Genomic DNA, 22,029 nt, shown 5'->3' with positions numbered 1-22,029 from the left:
CAGCGAAGCAAAAAAAAGCCCCGCGTCGATCGCGGGGCTTTCTCTGTCAGCCAGCCAGTATTACTGCTTGGCCTGGCTCATGGAGCGTGGCTGCACCGGCTGGTTGTCGTTGGAGATGGTCACCTCCACACGACGGTTCTGTGCACGCCCGGAATTGCTGGAGTTGTCCGCAACCGGGTACTCCTTGCCGTAGCCTTGGGCCACGATGCGCGCTGGGTCTACGCCGGCGCGCACCAGGGCCATGCGTACGCTGTTGGCGCGGCGCTCGGACAGGCTCTGGTTGTAGCTGGCCGAGCCGACGCTGTCGGTGTAGCCCTCTACGATCACCTTGCGCTCAGGGTTTTCCTGAAGGAACTGGGCCAGTTTGGTGATGTTCGGGTAGGCGTTGCTTTTCAGCTCGGCCTTGTTGAAGTCGAACAGCACGTCACCGAAGGTCACCAGCGTACCGCGGTCGGTCTGCTTGGCGTTCAGGCTGTTCTGCAGCTTGGCGATCTGGGCATCGCGGGCATCCAGCTTGGCCTGGGCACGCTGGGCGGCTGCGTTCTTAAGCTCACCCTCGGCAGTACGCAGGGCAATGGTCTGCTTGGCCACTTCGACGCGCTGGTTGGTCAGGTAGGCCAACTGGTCGACTTTCTTCTCGTCTTCACGGTCCATGTAGGCCTTGTCGGCCTTGTTCAGCCAATCCTGGGCATCCTTGGTTTCCAGCGCGGCGACTTTGCTCGCCTGTGGATCGCTCTGCAGGGCCGAGAAGTTGGTGCGCGCGGCTTCCAGGTTGGCGTTAGGGTCGTGCGAGCACGCAGCAAGACCGACGCTCAGGGCCAGCAGGGCGGGAATCATGACGTAATTGCGCATAGTGTTCATCCTTTGATCGTGTGCGAAGGCTAAGGTTGGCGGGGCAGGGCTCACTGAGCGCTGCGCAGGCCTTCCTCACGTACGTCCTGAACGCCCTGGCGGGCATCCTGCACGGCCTTCTGAGCCTTGGCCGCCTGGGCCTTGCGTTCGGCCAGGCGTGCGTCCCATTCGGCCTGTTCGGCCAGGCGCTTGGCTTCGTCGTACTTCTTGTCGTGCATGGCGATTTCAGCCTGCTTGAACTTGTCTTGCGCGGCTTTCATTTCCACGGCGGCGAACTCGGTGCCGCCAGCGCTGACAGCGGAATTCACGGCGGACTGGGTAACCGCATATTGCTCGGTAGGCGGGTTGCCCGCACAGCCGGCCAGGACCAGGCTACTGCCCAGGGCCAGCGCGGCCAGCTTGAACCCGCGCACATGAGTGGATGACGGTTTGCTAGTGCGGGTTTTCATGGTGGTCAGCTCCATTGGATCACTCCTGATAACGATGTCCGTAGCAGTCCATCGCTCATTCCCTGACAAGTCCGCGCGCTTGGAATCAACGGTGCACAACGGCAGGTGTGCAGGGTTTTAGCGTGATGGCTATTAGCTGTGACTGAGTGTTTTTTTGGATAGTTCCGAAAAATTTCTGACTCGGTGGAGGGTTTTTGCCAAGTGCCCGAGGCAATTGCAGCGGGCGGGGGGGCGCGGTGACGTGTTCGTCACGGCGCATGTAGTGCCTGGAATCAGGCGCCGCGCGCGCGGCGCTCGATCACACAAGGCTGCGCAAGGCCTACGCCCCTGCGTCCTCGCTGTCGCCGGTGGTAAGGCTGTGCAGATGCTGCTTCGACAGCGACAAAAACCGCGGTGTCGGCCCCACATCTTCATACATCGGGTCACCTTCTTCATCGGTGGCGATGACCTGGCGACCGGGCACATAGGGAAAACTGGCTTCCACTTCTTCAAGCGCGGCCGCGACCAGTTCGCCGAGCAGTTCCTCGGCGGTACGTTTGGGGTACATGTCGATCAGCGCGGCCAGGCGCGCTTCGGACTCCAGGTCCAGATGCAGGACATGGCCGGTACGGCTCAAGGTGCCGGCGGCATTCTGTTCCCAGTGCTGGGCGAGTTCACGGATTTTCATGATGACCTCTGGTTACGCCTCGAAGGCTGCATGGCATGGGAGTGCTCAACCTTCACTTTAGTTTGCTTTGGCCGATCCCTGCTTGCCATCGCTGCTTGGCTGGGGGCACTCTTGGGTGAATGTCACCGCCCCAATGTGGGAGCGGGCATACCCGCGAACACCGGCGCAGCCGGTGCCAGCCACCGCGTTGGATTTTTCGCGGGCATGCCCGCCCCCACAGGAAGGGCGTGGAGCCTGGAAGGGATGCAACGGAGAGAGGGGCCAATGACCGATATCGATGTGCGCTTGCGTGAAGATGTGCATGTGTTGGGTGAACTGCTGGGCGAGACCATCCGCCAACAGCATGGCGATGCATTCCTGCAGAAGATCGAAGCCATTCGCCACAGCGCCAAGGCCGACCGTCGCGGCCCCGGGGAGCAACTGAGTTCGACCCTGGCAGACCTTGCCGAGGAAGACCTGCTACCCGTGGCCAGGGCCTTCAACCAGTTTCTCAACCTGGCCAACATGGCCGAGCAGTACCAGTTGATCCGCCGACGCGATGCCGACCAGCCCGAGCCGTTCGAAGCGCGGGTGCTGCCCGAGTTGCTGGCGCGGCTGAAGCAGGCCGGGCACAGCAATGATGCCCTGGCCCGGCAGCTGGCGAAGCTGGATATCCAGCTGGTGCTCACCGCGCACCCCACCGAAGTGGCGCGGCGCACGCTCATTCAAAAGTACGATGCCATCGCCGGCCAACTGGCTGCCCAGGACCACCGCGACCTGACCCCGGCAGAGCGCGAGCACGTGCGCGAACGCCTGCGCCGGTTGATCGCCGAGGCCTGGCACACCGAGGAAATCCGGCGCACCCGGCCGACCCCGGTCGATGAGGCCAAGTGGGGCTTCGCCGTGATCGAGCATTCGTTATGGCACGCTATCCCCAGCCACCTGCGCAAGGTCGACAAGGCCTTGTTGGACGCTACCGGGCTGCGCCTGCCGCTGGAGGCCGCCCCTATCCGCTTTGCCTCGTGGATGGGCGGGGACCGCGACGGCAACCCCAACGTGACCGCCGTGGTGACCCGCGAGGTGCTGCTGCTGGCCCGCTGGATGGCTGCCGACCTGTTCCTGCGCGACATCGATGCGTTGGCCGCCGAGTTGTCCATGCAGCAGGCCAACGCCGCCCTGCGCCAGCAGGCCGGCGACAGCGCTGAACCCTACCGGGCGGTGCTCAAGCAGTTGCGCGACCGCTTGCGCGCAACGCGTGCCTGGGCGCACTCGGCATTGAACAGCAGCCAGCCGCCCAGCGCCGAGGTGCTGGTCGACAATCGTGACCTGATTGCCCCACTGGAACTGTGCTACCAGTCCCTGCATCAGTGCGGCATGGGCGTTATCGCCGAGGGGCCGCTGCTGGACTGCTTGCGCCGCGCGGTCACATTCGGCCTGTTCCTTGGCCGGCTCGACGTGCGCCAGGACGCGGCCCGGCACCGTGACGCCCTGACCGAAATCACCGATTACCTGGGCCTGGGCCGCTACGCCGACTGGGATGAAGAGCAGCGCATCGAATTCCTCCAGGCCGAGCTGAAAAACCGCCGGCCGCTGCTGCCGGCACACTTCAAGCCGCAGGCGGATACGGCCGAGGTGCTGGCCACGTGCCGCGTAGTGGCGGGTGCACCTGCTGCCTCGTTGGGCTCTTACGTCATCTCCATGGCCGGGGCTGCCTCGGATGTGTTGGCGGTACAACTGCTGCTCAAGGAAGCTGGCCTGACCCGGCCGATGCGCGTGGTGCCATTGTTCGAAACCCTCGCCGACCTGGACAACGCCGGGCCGGTGATGCAGCGCCTGCTGGGCCTGCCAGGTTACCGTGCAGGGCTGCGCGGCCCGCAGGAGGTCATGATCGGCTACTCCGACTCCGCCAAGGACGCCGGGACCACGGCAGCGGCCTGGGCGCAGTACCGTGCCCAGGAAAACCTGGTGCGTATCTGTGCCGAGCATCAGGTCGAACTGCTGCTGTTCCATGGCCGCGGCGGCACTGTGGGCCGTGGCGGTGGGCCTGCCCATGCGGCGATCCTGTCGCAGCCACCGGGCTCGGTGGCCGGGCGTTTCCGTACCACCGAGCAGGGCGAGATGATCCGCTTCAAGTTCGGTTTGCCGGGCATTGCCGAGCAAAATCTCAACCTGTACCTGGCTGCCGTACTCGAAGCCACGCTGTTGCCACCGCCGCCGCCGCAGCCGGCCTGGCGCGAAGTCATGGACCAGCTGGCCGCCGATGGCGTCAAGGCGTACCGCAGTGTGGTGCGGGACAACCCGGACTTCGTCGAGTATTTCCGCCAGTCGACGCCGGAACAGGAACTGGGGCGCCTGCCACTGGGCAGCCGCCCGGCGAAACGCCGCGCCGGTGGCATCGAAAGCCTGCGGGCCATCCCATGGATCTTCGGCTGGACCCAGACGCGGCTGATGCTGCCGGCCTGGTTGGGCTGGGAAACCGCGCTGAGCAATGCCTTGGCGCGTGGCCAAGGCGAACTGCTGGCGCAGATGCGCGAACACTGGCCGTTCTTCCGCACACGGATCGACATGCTGGAAATGGTACTGGCCAAGGCGGATGCGCAAATTGCCGAGGCCTACGACGAACGTCTGGTGCAACCGCAGTTGCTGCCTTTGGGGGCGCACCTGCGCGACCTATTGTCGCAGTCGTGCCAGATAGTGCTTGGCCTTACCGGGCAGCCGGTGCTACTCGCGCACAGCCCCGAGACACTGGAATTCATCAGCTTGCGTAACACCTACCTGGACCCGCTGCACCGCCTGCAGGCCGAATTGCTGGCGCGCTCGCGCAGCCGCGAAGCCGCTCTGGACAGCCCATTGGAGCAGGCCTTGCTGGTAACGGTGGCGGGCATCGCCGCCGGCTTGCGCAACACCGGTTGAGCGCAGGGCCGGGTGCGGCAGTCGGCATGCCGTAACGGCTGTACGGCAGCAGCGAAAGGGTGGTTGCGCCGGGCGCAACCACCTGCCTGCTTGGTCGCAAGTGGCGCATTCCTGCAACTTTGGGACGCTTGTCTGGCTGCCGGGCGCTGTGTATCTTGAGCAGCCCTCTGACCGAATTATGGTCATACCCGATTTTCCGGACTTGGCCCTGGTCGCCGAATCCATTGAAGTTCATAAAAAAATTTGAGGAGCACAAGATGCGCGTTATTCTGCTGGGAGCTCCCGGGGCCGGTAAAGGTACTCAGGCAAAGTTCATCACCGAAAAGTTCGGTATCCCCCAAATTTCCACCGGTGACATGCTGCGTGCTGCCGTCAAGGCCGGCACCCCGCTGGGCCTGGAACTTAAGAAAGTCATGGATGCCGGCCAGCTGGTGTCCGACGAGCTGATCATCAGCCTGGTCAAGGAGCGCATCGCCCAGCCGGATTGCGCCAACGGCTGCCTGTTCGACGGCTTCCCACGGACCATTCCACAGGCCGAAGCCATGGTTGCGGCCGGTGTCGATATCGACGCCGTGGTTGAAATTGCCGTCGACGATGAAGAAATCGTGGGTCGCATGGCAGGTCGCCGTGTGCACCTGGCCTCGGGCCGTACCTACCACATTCAGTACAACCCGCCGAAAGTGGAAGGCAAGGACGACGTCACTGGCGAAGACCTGATCCAGCGCGACGACGACAAGGAAGAAACCGTTCGCCATCGCCTGTCGGTCTACCACAGCCAGACCAAGCCGCTGGTGGACTTCTACCAGAAGCTGTCGGCGGCCAATGCTGGCAAGCCGAAGTACAGCCACATCGAAGGCGTAGGCTCGGTTGAAGCCATCACTGCCAAGGTCCTGGCAGCTCTGAGCTGATCTAGCACCTGGCGCACGGTCCGCTTTTTGTGGGGGCGGCCTTGCGTCGCGAAAGGGCTGCACAGCAGCCCCATCAATTTTTTGCCACGTCGCTGACACCCTGGGGCCGCTTTGCGGCCCTTTCGCGACGCAAGGCCGCTCCCACAGGGGCCATACAGCGGCCCCTTGGGGACACAACGGCGCAGCTGCTCTATAATGCCGCACTTTTTCTTCGCACCTGGATACCCGTTCGATGACCACCCTGTTGGCCCTGGATACCGCCACCGAAGCCTGTTCCGTTGCGCTGCTGCATGACGGCAAGGTAACCAGCCATTACGAGGTGATCCCGCGCATGCATGCCCAGAAGCTGCTGCCGATGATCAAGCAGTTGCTGGCCGATTCCGGTGTGGCACTGAATGCGCTCGATGCCATCGCCTTTGGCCGGGGCCCGGGTGCGTTCACCGGTGTGCGTATCGCCATCGGTGTGGTCCAAGGGCTGGCGTTCGCCCTCGAGCGCCCGGTGCTGCCGGTCTCCAACCTTGCCGCGCTGGCCCAGGGCGCGTTGCGCAAACAGGGCGTGCAGCAGGTCGCCGCGGCCATCGATGCGCGTATGGACGAGGTGTACTGGGGGTGCTACCAGGCCACGGCAGGGGAAATGCGCCTGGTCGGCAGGGAGGCCGTGTTGCCGCCCGAGCAGGTGGCGCTGCCGTTAGAGAGCACCGGTGCCTGGTTCGGTGCCGGCACGGGTTGGGGTTATGCCGAACGCCTGGCAGTGAAAGTCGCGGCCAGCGATGCCCAGGCCCTGCCCAGCGCTGTGGACGTACTGGCCCTGGCCGGTTTTGCCTGGGCGCGTGGCGAGGCAGTTACCGCCGAACAGGCGCAGCCGGTGTATCTGCGCGACAATGTAGCTACCCCGAAGCAGCAATAGCTGCTGTCCGTCGGTTATTGCCGATCACACTAAAACCTTTTTCGCATTCTGTGGTCAAGTTATCAATGAAGCATTAGCGACGGAGCTCTGATGCTGCTAAATTGCCATCATTGATCCCGAGTGCTCATGCCATGCGTATCGACGGTTTCTCATCGCAGTACCCGATCAAGCGCACGCCGCGCAAGGCAGCGGTGCGTGAGGATGCGGTCGATGATGCTGAGGTCGTCGATGACCTTGAAGCCGCGCCACCCGAGCCTGCCGCGCGCCGCCTTGGCGCTGGCCTGCCAGCCCGCCAGCAGGACATGGTATTCCCTCGCGCCCGTGACCGGCGTACCGCCAATGCCTTGGCCAGTTACCTGAGCACCGCCGGTTTTACCGACTGGGACATGGAAGTACTAGGGCTCGACCTGTACATTTGATGGATGAGTCCATCAGCACTGCCTTACTTTCTCGGTTGCCCGTCATGGAGTGAAAACGCCTGGCGCGACTACCTGTACCCCGCCGACGCCAGCAGCGGCCAGATGCTGGGTTTCTACAGCCAGGTGTTCAACGCGGTAGAGGGCAACACCACCTTCTACGCCCGGCCTGCTCCTGGCACCCTTGCCCGCTGGGCACAGGTAATGCCCGAGCATTTCCGGTTCACGGCCAAGTTCCCCCGCGACATCAGCCACGCCGGTGACCTGCGCGACCAGCTGGAGCCTGCCTTCGATTTCACCCGGTTGATGGCGTCATTGGGCAGGCGAGTGTCCCCCTACTGGTTGCAATTGCCGGCCCAGTTCGGCCCTGCGCGCCTGGGCGAGCTGTGCCATTTTCTGGATGAGCTGGCGGTGCCCGTGGCAGTTGAAGTGCGTAACCAGGCGTTTTTCGCCAAGGGTGAAGAAGAGCGCATGCTCAACCGGGTGCTGCACGAGCGCGGCGTCGAGCGTATCTGCCTGGACCCGCGCGCGCTGTTCAGCTGCACTTCGCGTGACCCTGCCGTGCTGCATGCGCAGTCGAAAAAGCCCAAGGTGCCGCCGCGCCCGGCCGCCTTTACCCAACACCCGCAGGTACGCTTCATCGGCCACCCGGAACTGCAAGCCAACGACGTGTTTCTCACCCCGTGGGTAGACAAGGTGGCCAGCTGGATCGAAGAAGGCCGCAGCCCCTATATCTTCCTGCATACCTCGGACAACCGCCTGGCGGCGGCACTTGCCCGGCATTTTCACCAGCGCCTGATGCTGCGTTTGCCGGGCCTTGCCGCGCTGCCGGAATTGCCGCGCGCACCCGAGGTCGAACAGCTGGGGCTACTGTGACCCTTCCCTGACTGCCGGAGGTTCTACCATGGATGTGCAAACCCTGCGAGCCGAAGCCTTCAAGGCCTTGCACCAGCGTGACGGTGCATTCGTCATCCCCAACCCGTGGGATGCCGGGTCGGCCAGGCTGTTGGCGAGCCTGGGCTTTGAAGCGCTGGCCACGACCAGCGCCGGCCTGGCCTTCAGCCTGGGCCGCCCGGATGCCGAGGGGGCCCTGAGCCTGGACGACACATTGGACAACGCCGGTGAAATCGTCGACGCCACCGCGTTGCCGGTGGCCGCCGACCTGGAAAACGGCTTCGGCGACCTGCCCGAGGACTGCGCGCAGACCATTCTGCGTGCCGCCGAGGTTGGGCTGGTGGGTGGGTCTATCGAAGACGCCAGCGGCCGCCATGATGCGCCCATCTATGATATCGGCCTGGCGGTGGAGCGTGTACGCGCCGCAGTGCAGGCTGCCCGGAGCCTGCCGTTCCCGTTCACCCTGTGCGCCCGTGCAGAAAACCTGCTGCACGGGCGCATGGACCTGGACGACACCATCCTGCGCCTTCAGGCCTACGCCGAAGCGGGGGCCGATGTGCTGTATGCGCCTGGCCTGCGAACGGTGGAGGAAGTACGCGCGGTGGTGCAGGCCGTGGCCCCGCGGCCGGTGAACGTGCTGATGGGCATGGCCGGCGTGGCGTTGAGCGTCAACCAGTTGCAGGACCTTGGCGTGCGCCGCATCAGCCTTGGCTCGTCGCTGGCCCGCGCGGCCCTGGGTGCGTTGCAGCGGGCCGCACTGGAAGTCCATGACCAGGGCACCTTCGGCTACGCAGACCAGGCTTTGCCGTTCGCTCAGCTCAACGACCTGTTCCACCGTTGATGCGGGCCCTGACGCTGCTGGCCGGCCTGCTGTTGTTGGCCGTGCTTGCCTGGCAACTGGGCTGGCGCCTGCCCGCGCCGTGGAACCCCTGGGCGCCGTTGGATGTGCGCCAACCACCCAATTGGCTGACCCCCTACAAGCTGGCGCGGCTGCGGGATGACCCCGCGCTGTGCCGCCAGGCACTGGCCACCAGCCAACTGCGCTACCGGTCACAGGCCGACAGCCCGGCCTCGGCCAACTGCCCGCTGGAAAATGTGTGGCGTATCGAAGCCGGCAAGGCGCGCCTGAGCAGCAGCTTTCTGGCCACCTGCCCACTGGCGGTGGCGTATGCGCTGTTCGAACACCACGCCTTGCAGCCTGTCGCGCAGCGGGTGTTGGGCCAGCCGGTGACCCAGGTCGACCATGTGGGCAGCTTTGCCTGCCGCAACGTCTACCACCGCAAGCAGGGCCGCCTGAGCCAGCATGCGACGGCCAACGCACTGGACATCAGCGGCTTTCGCCTGCAGGACGGTCAGCGCATCGTCCTGGCGCGTGACTGGCAGGCGGGTGGGGCCAAGGCGCAATTCCTGCGCGAGGTGCAGCAGGCTGCCTGCCAAAGCTTCAGCACTGTGTTGGGGCCCGACTACAATGCCGCGCACCACAATCACTTCCACCTGGACATGGGCCGCTGGCAGGTCTGCCGCTAAGGTCAGGCGTAGGCGCGCACGTTGTTCAGCACCACCGGGCGCGCCCAGTGGAGGTCGAATGCCAGGTCGGTCTGCTGCTTGCTCAGCGTGGCATCGTCGAACGGTTCGGCGGCGGGTGGCAACAAGTCGCTTTCCAGTTCGGCGATGGGCAGGAACAGCGGGCGTGGGCTAGGGCCCGGTCCGGGCTCGGGCAGCGTCTGACCCTGGCTCATCACCACCGGGCGCAGCCAGCTGTTGTTGATGTCGAGCTGGCGCTGCTGTTCGATCAGTTCCATGGCGCTGAAAGGCTCGGGGGCCGGCGGCAAGAGGCTGGCTTCCAGCTCGGCCTTGGGTAGAAACAGCGGCTCGGGTGGGACTACGCGGGTATCCTGCACCGGGCAGGCGCGCTGCGCGTCGATCATGGCCAGCGCGCGGGCGCCGCCGATCGGTTCGCCGCTGTCCTGGTCATACTTCACGAACGACTGGCTGATGCTGTCTACCGGCTCTTCCTGGCGCTCGGCCATGGCCCGAGCGAAAAAATCCTGCCACAGGTGGCTGACGCCCCCGAGTGCCTGGGTGTTGTGCTGACTGTAGTTGCCGACAGGCGACAAATAGGTCAAGCCGATGGGAAGAGTATCTGACATGGCAGTCGCGCGCGTTGTGCTCTGGCAGAATAGCGGGATATTGCCTGTATCGGCCGTGGCGGCCGATACCTTAACGGCGGGGTTCAATTTCTAGGTGTTGAAGATGGAAGAGCAGGGCACAGGTATCCGGGTCGAGGCGCTAACGGCCGAATTCGCAGGGCAGGCCGCTGCATGGGCCGAGCGCCTGGCGCTGCCGTTGCAGGACGATGATGCCGGATTTGCCGTGCAGGTGGGCGTTGATGGTTTGCAGATCCAGCAATTGGGCCCGCAGGCACCGGGGCCGGTGCGGGTGGACTTTGTCGAAGGCCAGGCCGCGCACCGGCGCCAGTTTGGCGGCGGCAACGGGCAGATGATCGCCAAGGCCGTGGGCATCGCCCAAGGCGTTCGACCGCAGGTGCTGGATGCCACGGCGGGGCTTGGCAAAGATGCGTTTGTGCTGGCCAGCCTGGGCTGCCAGATGACCCTGATCGAACGCCAGCCGCTGATTGCCGCGCTGCTGGAAGATGGTCTGGCGCGGGCGCGCTCGGATGACGTGGTGGGCCCGATTGTCGGGCGCATGCGCCTGCTGACCGGCAACGCCATCGAGCGTATGCGCAATTGGGAAGGCGAGGCGCCGCAAGTCATCTATCTCGACCCGATGTTCCCGCACCGCGACAAGAGCGCACTGGTGAAAAAGGAGATGCGCGTGTTCCGGCCCTTGGTGGGGGACGACCTGGATGCCCCGGCCCTGCTCGAAGCAGCCCTGGCGCTGGCCAGCCACCGGGTGGTGGTGAAGCGGCCGCGCAAGGCGCCGATCATCGACGGGCCGAAGCCGAGCCATAGCCTGGAGGGTAAGTCGAGCCGGTATGACATCTACCCGAAAAAGGCCCTGAAGCCCTGAGCTGCCCCAACCGGTCCGGCTAACACGGTCATTGTAGGAGCGGCTTTAGCCGTGAACATCGGCAACGCCGGTGCCAATCACCGCGTTGCCTTCTTCGCGGGTAAACCCGCTCCTACAATGACCTATTATTTTTGCCAGTAGTCATTTGTTGACTAAGGGCGCGACCATAACGGACATTCAAACCTGACTGAGGGTAATGTTCATGTCGCCTGCTCCCTATACCCGTGAAGCTGGCCGCCAGCTTTTTTACTGTAACGGCAAGATCGCTACTGAGTTGAATGGCGACGCCCGCTGGCGTTTGCTTCAGGCTGATGGTCTGGTGCTGGCTCAGCAAAATCACCGATCCTCGGGCTTGCCCAGCATGCTGGCGGCATGCGACCAGCAGCGCTCGGTCTTGTCCATTTATGAGAGGAAACGCCAGGAGGCACAGGCTTACTCGCCCTATGGGCATCATATTCAGGGCAGCGGTTTGCCGTCGTTGCTTGCCTTCAATGGCGAGCGGCCGGACGCGATCACGGGGCGTTATCATCTGGGGAATGGCTACCGGCAGTTCAGCCCGGTCATGATGCGCTTTTGCAGCCCGGACAGTTGGAGCCCATTTGGGGCAGGTGGTTTCAATGCGTATGTGTATTGTGCGGGAGATCCCACCAACCGTACTGACCCGACCGGGCATTTCTGGGGGATTGGGACGTTCTTCAGAGGAATATTGGGCAAGAAATCCAAAGCGCCAAAGCAGGCGAAGATTGGCGTGCCAGTAACCAAAACAAATCCGACTCCAGATAACCGAACCAATAGCATAAGCCAAAAAGTTGCACCGACAGCGGATGGCATCAATCCATTCGAGCAGCTTACTGATTTGGAAATTAATCAGCAGTTGGAATTGTTGAATCAATTTGGCGCTAAACGCGAGTCGTCTCGGCAGGCAAGCAGTTCAGTACGACCAGAAAGCTCGTTAGTTGGCAGCGCCCCCACGCCAAGGCCAAAAACAACGCTGATGGAGCGAAGAAGGGCGCAGGAAAACCTCAATAGAGAGCGTGCGATTGAAAGGGATACGGACTTACTGCAAGTACTCAGCCAGATCCAAGAAGCAGGGCAGGGCACAGACGAAATCGTGGCAGAAATTGGAAGATTGCAAAAGAATATTCGCCAGTGGGTTGGGAATTGAGACGCTAGGCTGATTTTCTACCTTTCGCTGGTTGGTGCGGAAGGTAGAGATTGGAATCAAGTGCTCCGGGCCTGTAACTAGCCATGCCGTCAAGGCTCGAACGCCCGCAAGAACACCCCCACCACCTCGCGCACATGCGCCTCGGCCTCTTCGCCTGCCAATGGCCCCGCACACCCCAGCAGCAACCGGTAATCCGGGGCCCCCTTGACCAGGCAGAAGAAGTGCTCAGCTGCCCGCAGTGGGTTGTCGATGCGCAGCAGCCCACGCTCATCCGCCTCGCGCAGCAGCGCTTCCATCCCGGCCAGCACGCGCTTGGGCCCGGCTTCGTAGAAGTACTGGCCAAAGCTCGGGTCCAGGCTGCCTTGGGCCATGATCAGGCGGCTGAGCTTGACCGCTTCGTCACTGCTGATCAGCGCCTGGAAACCACGGGCGATATTCAGCAGCACGTCTTCGACCTGCGCACCGGCGGGGTACTCGAACAACAGGTCCGGCAGCTGGATCTGGCACGTGGCCATGACCGCTGAACAGAACAGCGTCTGCTTGTCGGTGAAGTGGCTGTACACGGTGAGCTTAGAAACACCTGCCGCCGCAGCGACCGCATCCATGCTGGTGTTGGCGTAGCCAAGGCTTAAGAACAGCGACTTGGCAGCTTCGAGAATCGCCTCGCGCTTGGCCAGGTCCTTGGGCCGGCCTGGGCCGATGGGTGCGTCGTTGGACATTGTGGTCTGCATGTGGTTGATCAAGCTCCCATATTACCGGCTGGAGCGGTTTCCAGCAGTGATCGTAGCCATCGTCAGGCGATTTCTTATCGACACTGGCTTCTCGGCAGCAGTTCCCTGACTTAATATACCCGCCAGTACAAATATTCGAAGTACCCTCTGCGAAAGGATTCATCATGTTGCGCCAGGCCTTGTCCATCGCGTTGCCCGCCGCCGTCGCCGTGCTTCTGGCGGCGTGCGAACAGGAAGCCGCCGCCCCCGCCGCCCCGCGCCCGGCGTTGGTGGTGCAGCCGCAGCCAGCCGAAGCGGGGGCCGCCAGTTACCCCGGTGAGGTGCGTGCGCGCTTCGAGCCGGAACTGGCGTTCCGTATTGCCGGCAAGGTCAGCAAGCGGCTGGTCGAAGAAGGGCAGCGGGTCAAGGCCGAGCAGCCGCTGGCCGAGCTGGACCCGCAGGACGTACGCCTGCAACTGGAAGCTAACCGCGCACAACTGGCCGCCGCCGAAGCCAACCTGGCACTGGTGCGCACCGAGCGTGATCGCTACCAGAAGCTGCTGGACCGGCAAATGGTCAGCCATTCTCAATATGACAATGCCGAAAACCTCTACCGTGCCGGCCTGGCCCGCCTGAAGCAGGCCAAGGCGCAGTTCGACGTGGCCGGGAACCAGGCAGCCTATGCCGTATTGCGTGCGCCCCAGGCCGGGGTGATTGCCAAGCGCCAGGTGGAAGTGGGCCAGGTGGTTGCCGCTGGGCAAACCGCCTTCACCCTCGCCGCCGATGGTGAGCGCGAGGTGGCCATCGCCCTGCCAGAACAGCAGTTCGCCCGGGTCGCCATCGGCCAACCGGTGAGTGTGGAGCTGTGGTCGCACCCGCAGGCGCGCTTCCAGGGGCGCATCCGCGAGCTGTCACCCGCGGCCGATCCGCGCTCGCGCACCTTCGCCGCCCGCATCGCCTTCACCACGTCGGCTGCCCCGGCCGAACTGGGCCAGAGCGCCCGGGTATTCATTGCTACCGAAGGCCTGATCCCATTGTCTGTACCGCTGTCGGCGGTCACCGCCGAAGACGGCCAGGCCTATGTCTGGCGGGTGAACAAGGACAGCCGCCTGGAGCGGGCCGTGGTGCGCCTGGGTGCGTACGGCAACGATAGCGTGCCCGTGCTCGATGGGCTGGCCGCCGATGACTGGGTGGTGGCCGCCGGTGGCCATGTATTGCGTGAGGGGCAGCAGGTACGCCCCGTCGACCGCAGCAACCGCGTAGTGAACCTGACGGCCAAGGAGTAAGTCCCGATGGGTTTCAACCTTTCTGCCTGGGCGCTGCGCAACCGCCAGATCGTCCTGTTCCTGATGATCCTGCTGGCGGCCATTGGCGCCATGTCCTACACCAAGCTGGGCCAAAGCGAAGACCCGCCGTTCACCTTCAAGGCCATGGTCATTCGTACCCTGTGGCCCGGTGCCACGGCCGAGGAAGTGTCGCGGCAGGTGACCGAGCGCATCGAGAAAAAGTTGATGGAAACCGGTGAGTACGAGCGGATTGTCTCGTTTTCCCGGCCTGGCGAATCGCAGGTCACGTTCATGGCCCGCGACTCGTTGCACTCCAAGGACATTCCCGAGCTGTGGTATCAGATCCGCAAGAAGGTCGCGGACATTCGCCATACCTTGCCGCCGGAAATCCAGGGCCCCTTCTTCAACGACGAATTCGGCACTACCTTCGGCAATATCTATGCACTGACCGGCAAGGGCTTCGATTACGCCGTGCTCAAGGACTATGCCGACCGGATCCAGATCCAGCTGCAGCGGGTCAAGGACGTGGGCAAGGTCGAGCTGATCGGCTTGCAGGACGAGAAAGTCTGGATCGAACTGTCCAACCTCAAGCTGGCCACCCTGGGGGTGCCGCTGCAAGCGGTGCAGAACGCCCTGCGCGAACAGAATGCAGTCAGCACCGCCGGCTTCTTCGAAACCCCCAGCGAGCGCCTGCAACTGCGGGTAAGCGGTCGCTTCGACAGCGTCGAGCAGATTCGCCAGTTCCCGATTCGGGTGGGCGACCGCACCTTCCGCATTGGCGATGTCGCTGAAGTGTACCGTGGCTTCAATGACCCACCCGCACCGCGCATGCGCTTCATGGGCGAAGAGGCCATTGGCCTGGCGGTGTCGATGAAGGATGGCGGCGATATCCTGGTGCTGGGCAAGGCGCTGGAAAGCGAGTTCGAACGCCTGGCGCACAACCTGCCGGCCGGCATGGAGTTGCGCAAGGTCTCGGACCAGCCCGCGGCGGTCAAGGCCGGTGTCGGCGAGTTCGTGCAGGTGCTGGCCGAGGCGCTGGTCATCGTGCTGCTGGTCAGCTTCTTCTCCCTGGGCCTGCGGACCGGCCTGGTGGTGGCGCTGGCCATCCCCCTGGTGCTGGCCATGAGCTTCGCGGCCATGCATTACTTTGGCATCGGCCTGCACAAGATTTCGCTGGGGGCGCTGGTACTGGCCCTGGGCTTGCTGGTAGACGATGCGATCATTGCCGTGGAAATGATGGCGATCAAGATGGAGCAGGGCTACGACCGCCTCAAGGCGGCCAGTTACGCCTGGAGCAGCACGGCCTTCCCGATGCTCACCGGCACCCTGATCACCGCAGCGGGCTTCTTGCCCATCGCTACGGCGGCCTCCAGCACCGGCGAATACACCCGCTCGATCTTCCAGGTGGTGACCATTGCCTTGCTGGCATCGTGGCTGGTCGCCGTGGTGTTCGTGCCTTACCTGGGCGAGCGCCTGTTGCCCGACCTGGCCCGGCTGCACGCCGCCCGTCATGGCCAGGCGCCAGACCCTTATGCCACGCCGTTCTACCAGCGTGTGCGGCGAGTTGTGGCGTGGTGTGTACGGCGCCGCAAAACGGTGATCCTGCTGACCCTCGCGGCCTTCATCGGCAGCCTCCTGCTGTTCCGCTTCGTGCCCCAGCAGTTCTTCCCGGCGTCCGGGCGCCCGGAACTGATGGTCGACCTGAAGCTGGCCGAAGGTGCATCGCTGGCCAATACCGCCGAGCGCGTCAAGCAATTGGAGGCGCTGCTCGCGCAGCAGGATGGCATCGACAACTATGTGGCCTACGTGGGCACCGGTTCGCCGCGCTTCTACCTGCCGCTGGACCAGCAACTGCCGGCCGCCAGCTTCGCCCAGTTCGTGGTACTGGCCAAGTCGATGGACGACCGCGAGCGCCTGCGCAGCTGGCTGATCGCCACGGTGGACCAGCAGTTCCCCGAGTTGCGCGCCCGGGTCACCCGCCTGGAAAACGGCCCGCCCGTGGGTTACCCGGTGCAGTTCCGCGTCACGGGCGAGCATATCGAGAAGGCGCGGGCACTGGCCCGTGAGGTGGCGGCCAAGGTACGCGAGAACCCGCATGTGGTGAATGTGCACCTGGACTGGGAGGAACCGAGCAAGGCGGTGTTTCTGAGCATCGACCAGGACCGTGCCCGTGCGCTGGGCGTGAGCACCGCGCACCTGGCGAGTTTCCTGCAAAGTTCGCTGACCGGCACCACCGCCAGCCAGTACCGCGAAGACAACGAGCTGATCGAGATACTGCTGCGCGGTACGCTGCAGGAGCGCAGCGAGCTGGGCAACCTGGGCAGCCTGGCGTTGCCGACCGACAACGGCCAGAGCGTGGCGCTGTCGCAGGTCGCGACCCTGGAGTATGGCTTCGAGGAGGGCATCATCTGGCACCGTAACCGCCTGCCGACGGTGACCGTGCGGGCAGACATCTACGACAAGGCGCAACCTGCGACACTGGTGAAGCAGATTCTGCCATCTTTGCAGGGCATCCGCGCCAAGCTGCCCGACGGTTACCTGCTGGAAGTGGGCGGCACGGTGGAAGATGCCGAGCGCGGGCAGAAATCGGTGAACGCTGGCATGCCGCTGTTCATCGTGGTGGTGTTGAGCTTGCTGATGATCCAGCTGCGCAGCTTCTCACGCACGCTGATGGTGTTCCTGACCGCGCCGTTGGGGTTGATCGGCGTGACCCTGTTCCTGCTGGTGTTCCGCCAGCCGTTCGGCTTTGTCGCCATGCTCGGCACCATTGCCCTGGCGGGGATGATCATGCGCAATTCGGTGATTCTGGTTGACCAGATCGAGCAGGACATTGCGGCAGGGATGGACCGCTGGCAAGCGATCATCGAGGCCACGGTGCGGCGCTTCCGGCCGATCGTGCTGACCGCGCTGGCCGCGGTGCTGGCCATGATCCCGCTGTCGCGTAGCGTGTTCTACGGGCCGATGGCGGTCGCGATCATGGGTGGCCTGATCGTGGCCACGGTGCTGACGTTGTTGTTCCTGCCGGCGTTGTACGCGGCCTGGTTCAGGGTAAAGCAGCGTTGAAGACCCAGGCGCGAGCGTGCAGGCAGCTTGCGCCCTGGGTGTTGAAGGCGCCGGCCCTTACCAGCTCAGGCAGCTGTTGGTGCGGCCTTTGCACGGGCCATGGCCGCTGACGGCGGCAGGTGCAATGCGGGCCTGGTCCTGAGCGACGAAAGTCTCTTTCCAGGCCAGGCGCTTGCCGTGCGGGTTACCGTTGGTGGCCTGGTAGCGCAGGCTCACCTGGTAAGCATGGCCTTCCTTGAGCGTTGCCCCATCGATCATGAAACTGAAGGTCTGGGGCAGCGCCAGTTCGCCTTGCTGCTCGAGGGTAAGCACGGGCTGCAGGACGGAGCTGCCTTTGGCAGCGCCGAAGCCCTCCAGTTTTTCACTCAGGACCAATACGTAACTCGCCGAAGCGTCCGGTGTTATCCGGTCTTGGCTTTCGCAGTCGATGAAGATCTGGAAATGTGGGGTGGAGGGCATAACGGAAACTCCTCGTCGAAAAGAGCCGCCATCCTGCACCTTGCTGTTGGCCGAGGGAGCGGGGAAAGGCGGTACAGCCAAAACGACGCAGAGGCAGCGGCCGCGCGGGTTCACGCAGACCGCTGCTGTGGCACCACGCGTTATCAGAGCGTGCCGAAAACCTTCTTGGCCAGGCTGGTAGCTGCGGCGGCCGGGTTCTGGCGAATGTTCTGCTCTTGCTTGCCGATCATCTCGAACAGGCCGTCCAGCGCCTTCTCGGTCACGTAGTTCTCGATGTTGGCGTCATCCTTGACCAGCCCCAGGCCTTTGGCCTGCGCGGCGAAGGCGTTGTACTGCTGAGCCACACCAACCTGGTCGGTGGCCTGCTTGACGACCGGCAGGAACTTGGCCCGAATCTGCTCGCGGCTGCTCTTGTTCAGGTACTGGGTGGCGGAGTCGTCACCGCCGCTGAGAATGCCCTTGGCGTCGGTCACGCTCATGTTCTTCACGGCGTCTACCAGAATCGCCTGAGCCTGCGGCACGGCCTTTTCGGCGGCCTTGTTCATGCTGGCTTCCAGGGCTTCGACCTGTTCGCCCTTGCCGAACATCTTCATCGCTTTGGCGGCCTTGCCCAGGTTGCCCGGCAGTTCGATACGCACGTCCGGGTTGTTGCTGAAGCCGCCTGGGGTGCTGAGCTGCTTGACCGCCAGTTGCGCACCTTGGGTGAGGGCATCTTTCAGGCCGCCGGTGGCGTCCTTCTGGCTCAGGTCGCCCAGCGACAGGGCCAGCGCGCTGGCCGACAGCAGCAGGCCGGCGCACAGGGTGGTGAAGCGCAGGGAAGTGCGGATCATGAAGCGTTCCTTGTAAACAGATGAATACGGGTATCAGCGAACCTGGTCGAGCTTGACGCGCACGGGTTGCGGGTCGGAGCCGTCGAGCAGCACGCCATGGTGTTCGGTATTGATGAACAGCAGTTTGCCGCCCAGCTCGATGCGCGCGCTCAGCGCATAGCGGTGGCCGGGTTTGACCTGGCGCGGATCGTAGGTGAGGTGGAACGGCAGCGGCACGTTGCCTTTGACCGGGCCGGCCTGGCGGGCCAGGGTCACTGCCGGGGCGTCCAGCAACGACACGTCCTGCAGTTCGACGCTCAGGGTGGCGGCCGGGGGCAGGGCAATGCGCTGCAGGTAGAAGACTTCGCCATCCAGGCTGGCCTGGGCGGGCGGGGTTTGGCTGGAGCAGGCTGCGAGCAGGGATGCGCAACACAGCATAAAGAGCTTTTTCATGGAATCTCCGTTGTCCTTGGAGCCGGCTTGTGGCCAACCCCAGGGACTTTAGCGGATTTTCCCTAATCAATCATGGAGCACGACCGGGGGCGTCGCCACGTTATCGACCACCACGCGTTCGGTGCCAGACAAGGTGTGAGGGTTTACGGCGTGATTGGCGTTGTTGATGAACTGCAGTTGCCCGTTCTGCTCGATGCGCACGGCCAGCACGTAGCTGCCGCGCGGGTCGAGCTGGCTGAGGTCGCAGGCCAGTTGCAGCTTGATCGGCAGTACACCGGCGCACTGAAGGCGCAGCTCGGCCTGGCTGACGGCCGGCGCGTCGGCACGGGACACGTCGAGCAGGCTCAGTAGCACCTGGGCGGAGGCTGGCAGGTAGTTGTCGCTGGAAGAAACGATTTCGACGTCGATCGATTTGATCTGGTTCATGGTGGTGCTCCTTGAGAGGGGGAAAGCACGGCGATGCTGTCCCCTCTCAAGGCCTGGCGGCAGACAGAAAAGCTACCCTTGCACCACGTCTGAAGGCTCGTCGCGATGCAGCGCCACCTGGCGGATGGACAGGCGCAGCTCGGCCGACAGCACGCGCTTGGCCACGCCCTCGGCCAGTTCGCCGAGCTTGTCGTGGTAACCCAGCTTGCCTTGGGCATCGGCATGCAGCACGCCTTGCTGGAGCAAGGTCTGGATGAAGTGGCGGAACAGCGTCTTGTCGAAGAACTCCGGGGCGTTCAGGCCATGCAGGATCGACAGGCGCTGGGCCATTATCACACACAGGTCTTCCAGCGCTTCGGCGCTGAGGCTGTTCTGCCCGCTGTTGAGCAGCAGGGATGTGGCCATGTAGAAACGCTGCAGCGTCTGGGTGATGGTGCGGGCCAGCAGGGTCAGCAGCACGAACTGCCGCGAGCTCGGCGGCGGGCGCACATAGATGTCGTTGTCCTGGCGCAGCAGGCCTTGCTCGACCAGCGCCGCCAGCCACTGGTCGATGACGTCGTCCAATTGCTGCGGCGCCCAGCGCAGGAACAGTTCGGCCTGCAAATACGGGTACAGCGCGTGCACATACTGCCCCAACAGTTCGCGGCTCATGCGCGAGCTGCTGAGGAAGAAGCTGGCCAGCAGCGCCGGCAGGGCGAAGATGTGCAGCACGTTGTTGCGGTAGTAGGTCATCAGCACCGCATTGCCTTCGTCCAGGTACAGGATGCGGCCCAGGGCGTCCTTCTGCTCGGCGACCAGGTTCATGCCGCGCACGTGTTCGATCAGGGCCTGGCCGTCACCCTCGGGCAGGGTGATGTGCGGCGAGTAGGGCACCTGGCGCAGCAGGGCCAGGTACAGGTCGAGCACGCGGACCAGGGCGCGTTCATCCAGGGCCAGGCGGCTGGTGGACAGCAATGCCATGGCCACCAGGTTGACCGGGTTGATGGCCGCCGCCTCGTTGAGGTGGCGGGCCACGGTCTCACCCAGGCGATGGGTAGTGGCGTTAAGCCAATCCGGGCGGTATTGCGGGCCATGCTCCTGCTCACGCCAGCCGGGTTGTTGGTCGTCGAGGAAGCCGGCCAGGCGGATCGGCTCGCCAAAGTTGACCGACACCTGGCCAAAGCGCTGCCTCAGCGCGCCGAACACCTTGAAGATATCGAATATCGACTCTTTCTTCTTGCTGGCACCGCGCAGCTCGCCCAGGTAGGTGCGGCCTTCGAGCACGCGCTCATAGCCGATGTAGACCGGCACGAACACGATAGGCGTGCGCGACGAACGCAGGAAGCTGCGCAGGGTAATGGCCAGCATCCCGGTGCGCGGTTGCAGCATGCGCCCGGTACGGGAACGGCCGCCTTCGACGAAGTACTCCACCGGGAACCCCTTGGTGAACAGGGTGTGCAGGTATTCGTTGAACACCGCGGTATAGAGTGGGTTGCCCTTGAAGGTGCGGCGCATGAAGAACGCCCCGCCACGGCGCAGCAGGTTGCCGACCACCGGCATGTTGAGGTTGATGCCCGCGGCCACGTGCGGTGGCGTGAGGCCGTTGCGGAACAGCAGGTACGACAGCAGCAGGTAGTCGATATGGCTGCGGTGGCAGGGCACGTAGATCACTTCGTGGCCGGGCGCGATGCCCTGCACCTGCTCGATGTGGTTGACCTTGATGCCGTCGTAGATCTTGTTCCAGAACCAGCTGAGCACCACTTCCAGGAAGCGGATGGCAGTGTAGGTGTAGTCAGAGGCAATCTCGTTGCCGTAGCGCAAGGCCTGGGCTTCGGCCTTGGCCAGCGGCAGGTTTTCGCGCTGCGCCTCCTCGGCGATGGCCTGGCGCACCAGCGGTGCATGAACCAGCCCCTTGACCAGGTTGCGGCGGTGCGAAAGGTCGGGGCCGATGACCGCGGTCTTGAGGTTGCGAAAATGCACGCGCATCAGGCGCTGGGCCATGCGCACAGTGCGTTCGTGGCCTTTGTTGTGCTGCACCAGTTCGCGCAGGTGGATGGGGGCAGAGAACTGCACGCGGGTCTTGCGCCCGAGTATCAGTACGGTCAGCAGCCGCCGCAAACGCCCGGTCACTGCCCAACTGTCGGCAAACAGCAGTTTCCACGGGCTGGACTCGCTGGCCGGGGTCTGGCCCCAGAACACGCTGACTGGAATGATCTGCGCATCTTCCTCGGCATGCCGGGTAACGGCAGCTACCAGGCGCTCGAGGGTGGGCGGGGCGCCACGCTTGTCCTGGCGGCCCAGCCAGTCGGGGTCGGGGGTCAGGTAGAAGAACGCGGCGGGTTCCTGCAGCGGACCGACCGTTACCGGCAGCACCGGGCGCGGCAGCCCTGCCTTGGTGCACTCGTGGTCGAGTACGACCAGGTCGGTGAGCGCCGGCGTAGGCAAGGCGTAGATCACTGGCCGGCTGCGGTCCAGGTTCAACGACATGGCCGACTGGTTGATGGTTTCGGAGCGCACCCACAGGTACAACAGGCGACGCAGGGCGCCGAAAATCAGGCGGCGCAGGGGGGAACGGGTCATGGGGTGTGTGCCCTGGGTGTGATGTTCAGGTGAGTATCCAGTTAATTAGTCTGCCGTATGTGCGTAAGTTCAGCAAAAATCGGC

21 protein-coding genes are annotated in these 22,029 nt (G+C 64.0%); 11 read left to right on the top strand and 10 right to left on the bottom strand.

The features are described from left to right. Positions 1-60: 60 nt before the first annotated feature. The 3 genes from B3361_RS20355 to B3361_RS20345 all read right to left on the bottom strand — a co-directional run bounded on the left by B3361_RS20355 (position 61) and on the right by B3361_RS20345 (position 1,968). A complete protein-coding gene (locus B3361_RS20355) occupies positions 61-852 on the bottom strand; it encodes an OmpA family protein (protein WP_009686992.1) in 792 nt (263 codons plus the stop codon). Between the two features lie 50 nt (positions 853-902). Then, complete coding sequence (locus B3361_RS20350) at positions 903-1,316, bottom strand: DUF4398 domain-containing protein (protein ID WP_009686991.1); 414 nt, start codon at positions 1,314-1,316, stop codon at positions 903-905. A 304-nt stretch (positions 1,317-1,620) separates the two neighbouring features. Then, complete coding sequence (locus B3361_RS20345; RefSeq protein ID WP_029885104.1) at positions 1,621-1,968, bottom strand: hypothetical protein; 348 nt, start codon at positions 1,966-1,968, stop codon at positions 1,621-1,623. Between the two features lie 264 nt (positions 1,969-2,232). Between B3361_RS20345 and ppc the strand changes: the two genes are divergently transcribed. The 7 genes from ppc to B3361_RS20310 all read left to right on the top strand — a co-directional run bounded on the left by ppc (position 2,233) and on the right by B3361_RS20310 (position 9,512). Further along, entirely contained in the window at positions 2,233-4,860 is a 2,628-nt protein-coding gene (ppc, locus tag B3361_RS20340) for a phosphoenolpyruvate carboxylase (RefSeq protein ID WP_286920335.1), read from the top strand. 257 nt (positions 4,861-5,117) lie between these two features. Further along, positions 5,118-5,768, top strand: coding sequence for an adenylate kinase (gene adk / locus B3361_RS20335; protein WP_029885102.1), 651 nt, complete (start codon positions 5,118-5,120; stop codon positions 5,766-5,768). Positions 5,769-6,000: 232 nt separating this feature from the next. Further along, complete coding sequence (gene tsaB / locus B3361_RS20330; protein ID WP_029885101.1) at positions 6,001-6,675, top strand: tRNA (adenosine(37)-N6)-threonylcarbamoyltransferase complex dimerization subunit type 1 TsaB; 675 nt, start codon at positions 6,001-6,003, stop codon at positions 6,673-6,675. Positions 6,676-6,806: 131 nt separating this feature from the next. Then, positions 6,807-7,094 (top strand): hypothetical protein, encoded by a 288-nt coding sequence (locus tag B3361_RS20325; RefSeq protein ID WP_009686986.1) that lies wholly within the window; start codon positions 6,807-6,809, stop codon positions 7,092-7,094. Positions 7,095-7,097: 3 nt separating this feature from the next. Beyond that, entirely contained in the window at positions 7,098-7,967 is an 870-nt protein-coding gene (locus tag B3361_RS20320) for a DUF72 domain-containing protein (RefSeq protein WP_154211463.1), read from the top strand. A 28-nt stretch (positions 7,968-7,995) separates the two neighbouring features. Next, entirely contained in the window at positions 7,996-8,826 is an 831-nt protein-coding gene (locus B3361_RS20315; RefSeq protein ID WP_154211464.1) for an isocitrate lyase/PEP mutase family protein, read from the top strand. Then, positions 8,826-9,512 (top strand): extensin family protein, encoded by a 687-nt coding sequence (locus B3361_RS20310; RefSeq protein ID WP_154211465.1) that lies wholly within the window; start codon positions 8,826-8,828, stop codon positions 9,510-9,512. Before B3361_RS20315 ends, B3361_RS20310 begins: the two co-directional genes overlap by 1 nt. 2 nt (positions 9,513-9,514) lie before the next feature. Here the strand turns inward: B3361_RS20310 and B3361_RS20305 are convergent, their stop codons facing one another. Beyond that, positions 9,515-10,135 carry an energy transducer TonB gene (locus B3361_RS20305; protein ID WP_154211466.1) on the bottom strand — a complete coding sequence of 207 codons (621 nt, stop codon included), beginning with the start codon at positions 10,133-10,135 and terminating at the stop codon, positions 9,515-9,517. A 103-nt stretch (positions 10,136-10,238) separates the two neighbouring features. On the opposite strand from B3361_RS20305, the gene B3361_RS20300 reads away from it, so the two are divergent. Both B3361_RS20300 and B3361_RS20295 read left to right on the top strand, forming a co-directional pair. Then, positions 10,239-11,015 carry a class I SAM-dependent methyltransferase gene (locus tag B3361_RS20300; protein WP_029885096.1) on the top strand — a complete coding sequence of 259 codons (777 nt, stop codon included), beginning with the start codon at positions 10,239-10,241 and terminating at the stop codon, positions 11,013-11,015. A gap of 202 nt (positions 11,016-11,217) precedes the next feature. Then, complete coding sequence (locus tag B3361_RS20295) at positions 11,218-12,180, top strand: RHS repeat-associated core domain-containing protein (RefSeq protein ID WP_166524969.1); 963 nt, start codon at positions 11,218-11,220, stop codon at positions 12,178-12,180. Between the two features lie 89 nt (positions 12,181-12,269). Here the strand turns inward: B3361_RS20295 and B3361_RS20290 are convergent, their stop codons facing one another. Beyond that, a complete protein-coding gene (locus B3361_RS20290) occupies positions 12,270-12,911 on the bottom strand; it encodes a TetR/AcrR family transcriptional regulator (protein ID WP_029885094.1) in 642 nt (213 codons plus the stop codon). A gap of 164 nt (positions 12,912-13,075) precedes the next feature. Between B3361_RS20290 and B3361_RS20285 the strand changes: the two genes are divergently transcribed. Both B3361_RS20285 and B3361_RS20280 read left to right on the top strand, forming a co-directional pair. Then, positions 13,076-14,176 carry an efflux RND transporter periplasmic adaptor subunit gene (locus B3361_RS20285; protein WP_029885093.1) on the top strand — a complete coding sequence of 367 codons (1,101 nt, stop codon included), beginning with the start codon at positions 13,076-13,078 and terminating at the stop codon, positions 14,174-14,176. Between the two features lie 6 nt (positions 14,177-14,182). Next, entirely contained in the window at positions 14,183-17,239 is a 3,057-nt protein-coding gene (locus tag B3361_RS20280; RefSeq protein ID WP_280086584.1) for an efflux RND transporter permease subunit, read from the top strand. Between the two features lie 57 nt (positions 17,240-17,296). Here the strand turns inward: B3361_RS20280 and B3361_RS20275 are convergent, their stop codons facing one another. The 5 genes from B3361_RS20275 to plsB all read right to left on the bottom strand — a co-directional run bounded on the left by B3361_RS20275 (position 17,297) and on the right by plsB (position 21,945). Next, entirely contained in the window at positions 17,297-17,698 is a 402-nt protein-coding gene (locus B3361_RS20275; RefSeq protein ID WP_029885091.1) for a hypothetical protein, read from the bottom strand. Between the two features lie 143 nt (positions 17,699-17,841). After that, complete coding sequence (locus B3361_RS20270; RefSeq protein ID WP_029885090.1) at positions 17,842-18,528, bottom strand: DUF4197 domain-containing protein; 687 nt, start codon at positions 18,526-18,528, stop codon at positions 17,842-17,844. 33 nt (positions 18,529-18,561) lie between these two features. Beyond that, the gene (locus tag B3361_RS20265; protein WP_029885089.1) at positions 18,562-18,960 is read right to left on the bottom strand and encodes a YbaY family lipoprotein; all 399 of its coding nucleotides are present in this window, start codon (positions 18,958-18,960) and stop codon (positions 18,562-18,564) included. 66 nt (positions 18,961-19,026) lie between these two features. Then, entirely contained in the window at positions 19,027-19,386 is a 360-nt protein-coding gene (locus B3361_RS20260; RefSeq protein WP_286920334.1) for a YbaY family lipoprotein, read from the bottom strand. Between the two features lie 72 nt (positions 19,387-19,458). After that, positions 19,459-21,945 (bottom strand): glycerol-3-phosphate 1-O-acyltransferase PlsB, encoded by a 2,487-nt coding sequence (gene plsB, locus B3361_RS20255; RefSeq protein WP_029885087.1) that lies wholly within the window; start codon positions 21,943-21,945, stop codon positions 19,459-19,461. Positions 21,946-22,029 lie beyond the last annotated feature (84 nt).

Origin of the sequence: Pseudomonas sp. UBA6699 (genome assembly GCF_002454615.1) — a bacterium.
Classification (GTDB): Bacteria; Pseudomonadota; Gammaproteobacteria; order Pseudomonadales; family Pseudomonadaceae; genus Aquipseudomonas; species Aquipseudomonas juntendi.
Note: the sequence above shows the minus strand (reverse complement) of the source record. Positions and strands in the feature narration are given on the sequence as shown.

Coding starts and splice junctions, on each gene's coding strand:
- B3361_RS20355 (WP_009686992.1), bottom strand. CDS start 852: ATGCGCAATTACGTCATGATTCCCGCCCTGCTGGCCCTGAGCGTCGGT.
- B3361_RS20350 (WP_009686991.1), bottom strand. CDS start 1,316: ATGGAGCTGACCACCATGAAAACCCGCACTAGCAAACCGTCATCCACT.
- B3361_RS20345 (WP_029885104.1), bottom strand. CDS start 1,968: ATGAAAATCCGTGAACTCGCCCAGCACTGGGAACAGAATGCCGCCGGC.
- ppc (WP_286920335.1), top strand. CDS start 2,233: ATGACCGATATCGATGTGCGCTTGCGTGAAGATGTGCATGTGTTGGGT.
- adk (WP_029885102.1), top strand. CDS start 5,118: ATGCGCGTTATTCTGCTGGGAGCTCCCGGGGCCGGTAAAGGTACTCAG.
- tsaB (WP_029885101.1), top strand. CDS start 6,001: ATGACCACCCTGTTGGCCCTGGATACCGCCACCGAAGCCTGTTCCGTT.
- B3361_RS20325 (WP_009686986.1), top strand. CDS start 6,807: ATGCGTATCGACGGTTTCTCATCGCAGTACCCGATCAAGCGCACGCCG.
- B3361_RS20320 (WP_154211463.1), top strand. CDS start 7,098: ATGAGTCCATCAGCACTGCCTTACTTTCTCGGTTGCCCGTCATGGAGT.
- B3361_RS20315 (WP_154211464.1), top strand. CDS start 7,996: ATGGATGTGCAAACCCTGCGAGCCGAAGCCTTCAAGGCCTTGCACCAG.
- B3361_RS20310 (WP_154211465.1), top strand. CDS start 8,826: ATGCGGGCCCTGACGCTGCTGGCCGGCCTGCTGTTGTTGGCCGTGCTT.
- B3361_RS20305 (WP_154211466.1), bottom strand. CDS start 10,135: ATGTCAGATACTCTTCCCATCGGCTTGACCTATTTGTCGCCTGTCGGC.
- B3361_RS20300 (WP_029885096.1), top strand. CDS start 10,239: ATGGAAGAGCAGGGCACAGGTATCCGGGTCGAGGCGCTAACGGCCGAA.
- B3361_RS20295 (WP_166524969.1), top strand. CDS start 11,218: ATGTCGCCTGCTCCCTATACCCGTGAAGCTGGCCGCCAGCTTTTTTAC.
- B3361_RS20290 (WP_029885094.1), bottom strand. CDS start 12,911: ATGCAGACCACAATGTCCAACGACGCACCCATCGGCCCAGGCCGGCCC.
- B3361_RS20285 (WP_029885093.1), top strand. CDS start 13,076: ATGTTGCGCCAGGCCTTGTCCATCGCGTTGCCCGCCGCCGTCGCCGTG.
- B3361_RS20280 (WP_280086584.1), top strand. CDS start 14,183: ATGGGTTTCAACCTTTCTGCCTGGGCGCTGCGCAACCGCCAGATCGTC.
- B3361_RS20275 (WP_029885091.1), bottom strand. CDS start 17,698: ATGCCCTCCACCCCACATTTCCAGATCTTCATCGACTGCGAAAGCCAA.
- B3361_RS20270 (WP_029885090.1), bottom strand. CDS start 18,528: ATGATCCGCACTTCCCTGCGCTTCACCACCCTGTGCGCCGGCCTGCTG.
- B3361_RS20265 (WP_029885089.1), bottom strand. CDS start 18,960: ATGAAAAAGCTCTTTATGCTGTGTTGCGCATCCCTGCTCGCAGCCTGC.
- B3361_RS20260 (WP_286920334.1), bottom strand. CDS start 19,386: ATGAACCAGATCAAATCGATCGACGTCGAAATCGTTTCTTCCAGCGAC.
- plsB (WP_029885087.1), bottom strand. CDS start 21,945: ATGACCCGTTCCCCCCTGCGCCGCCTGATTTTCGGCGCCCTGCGTCGC.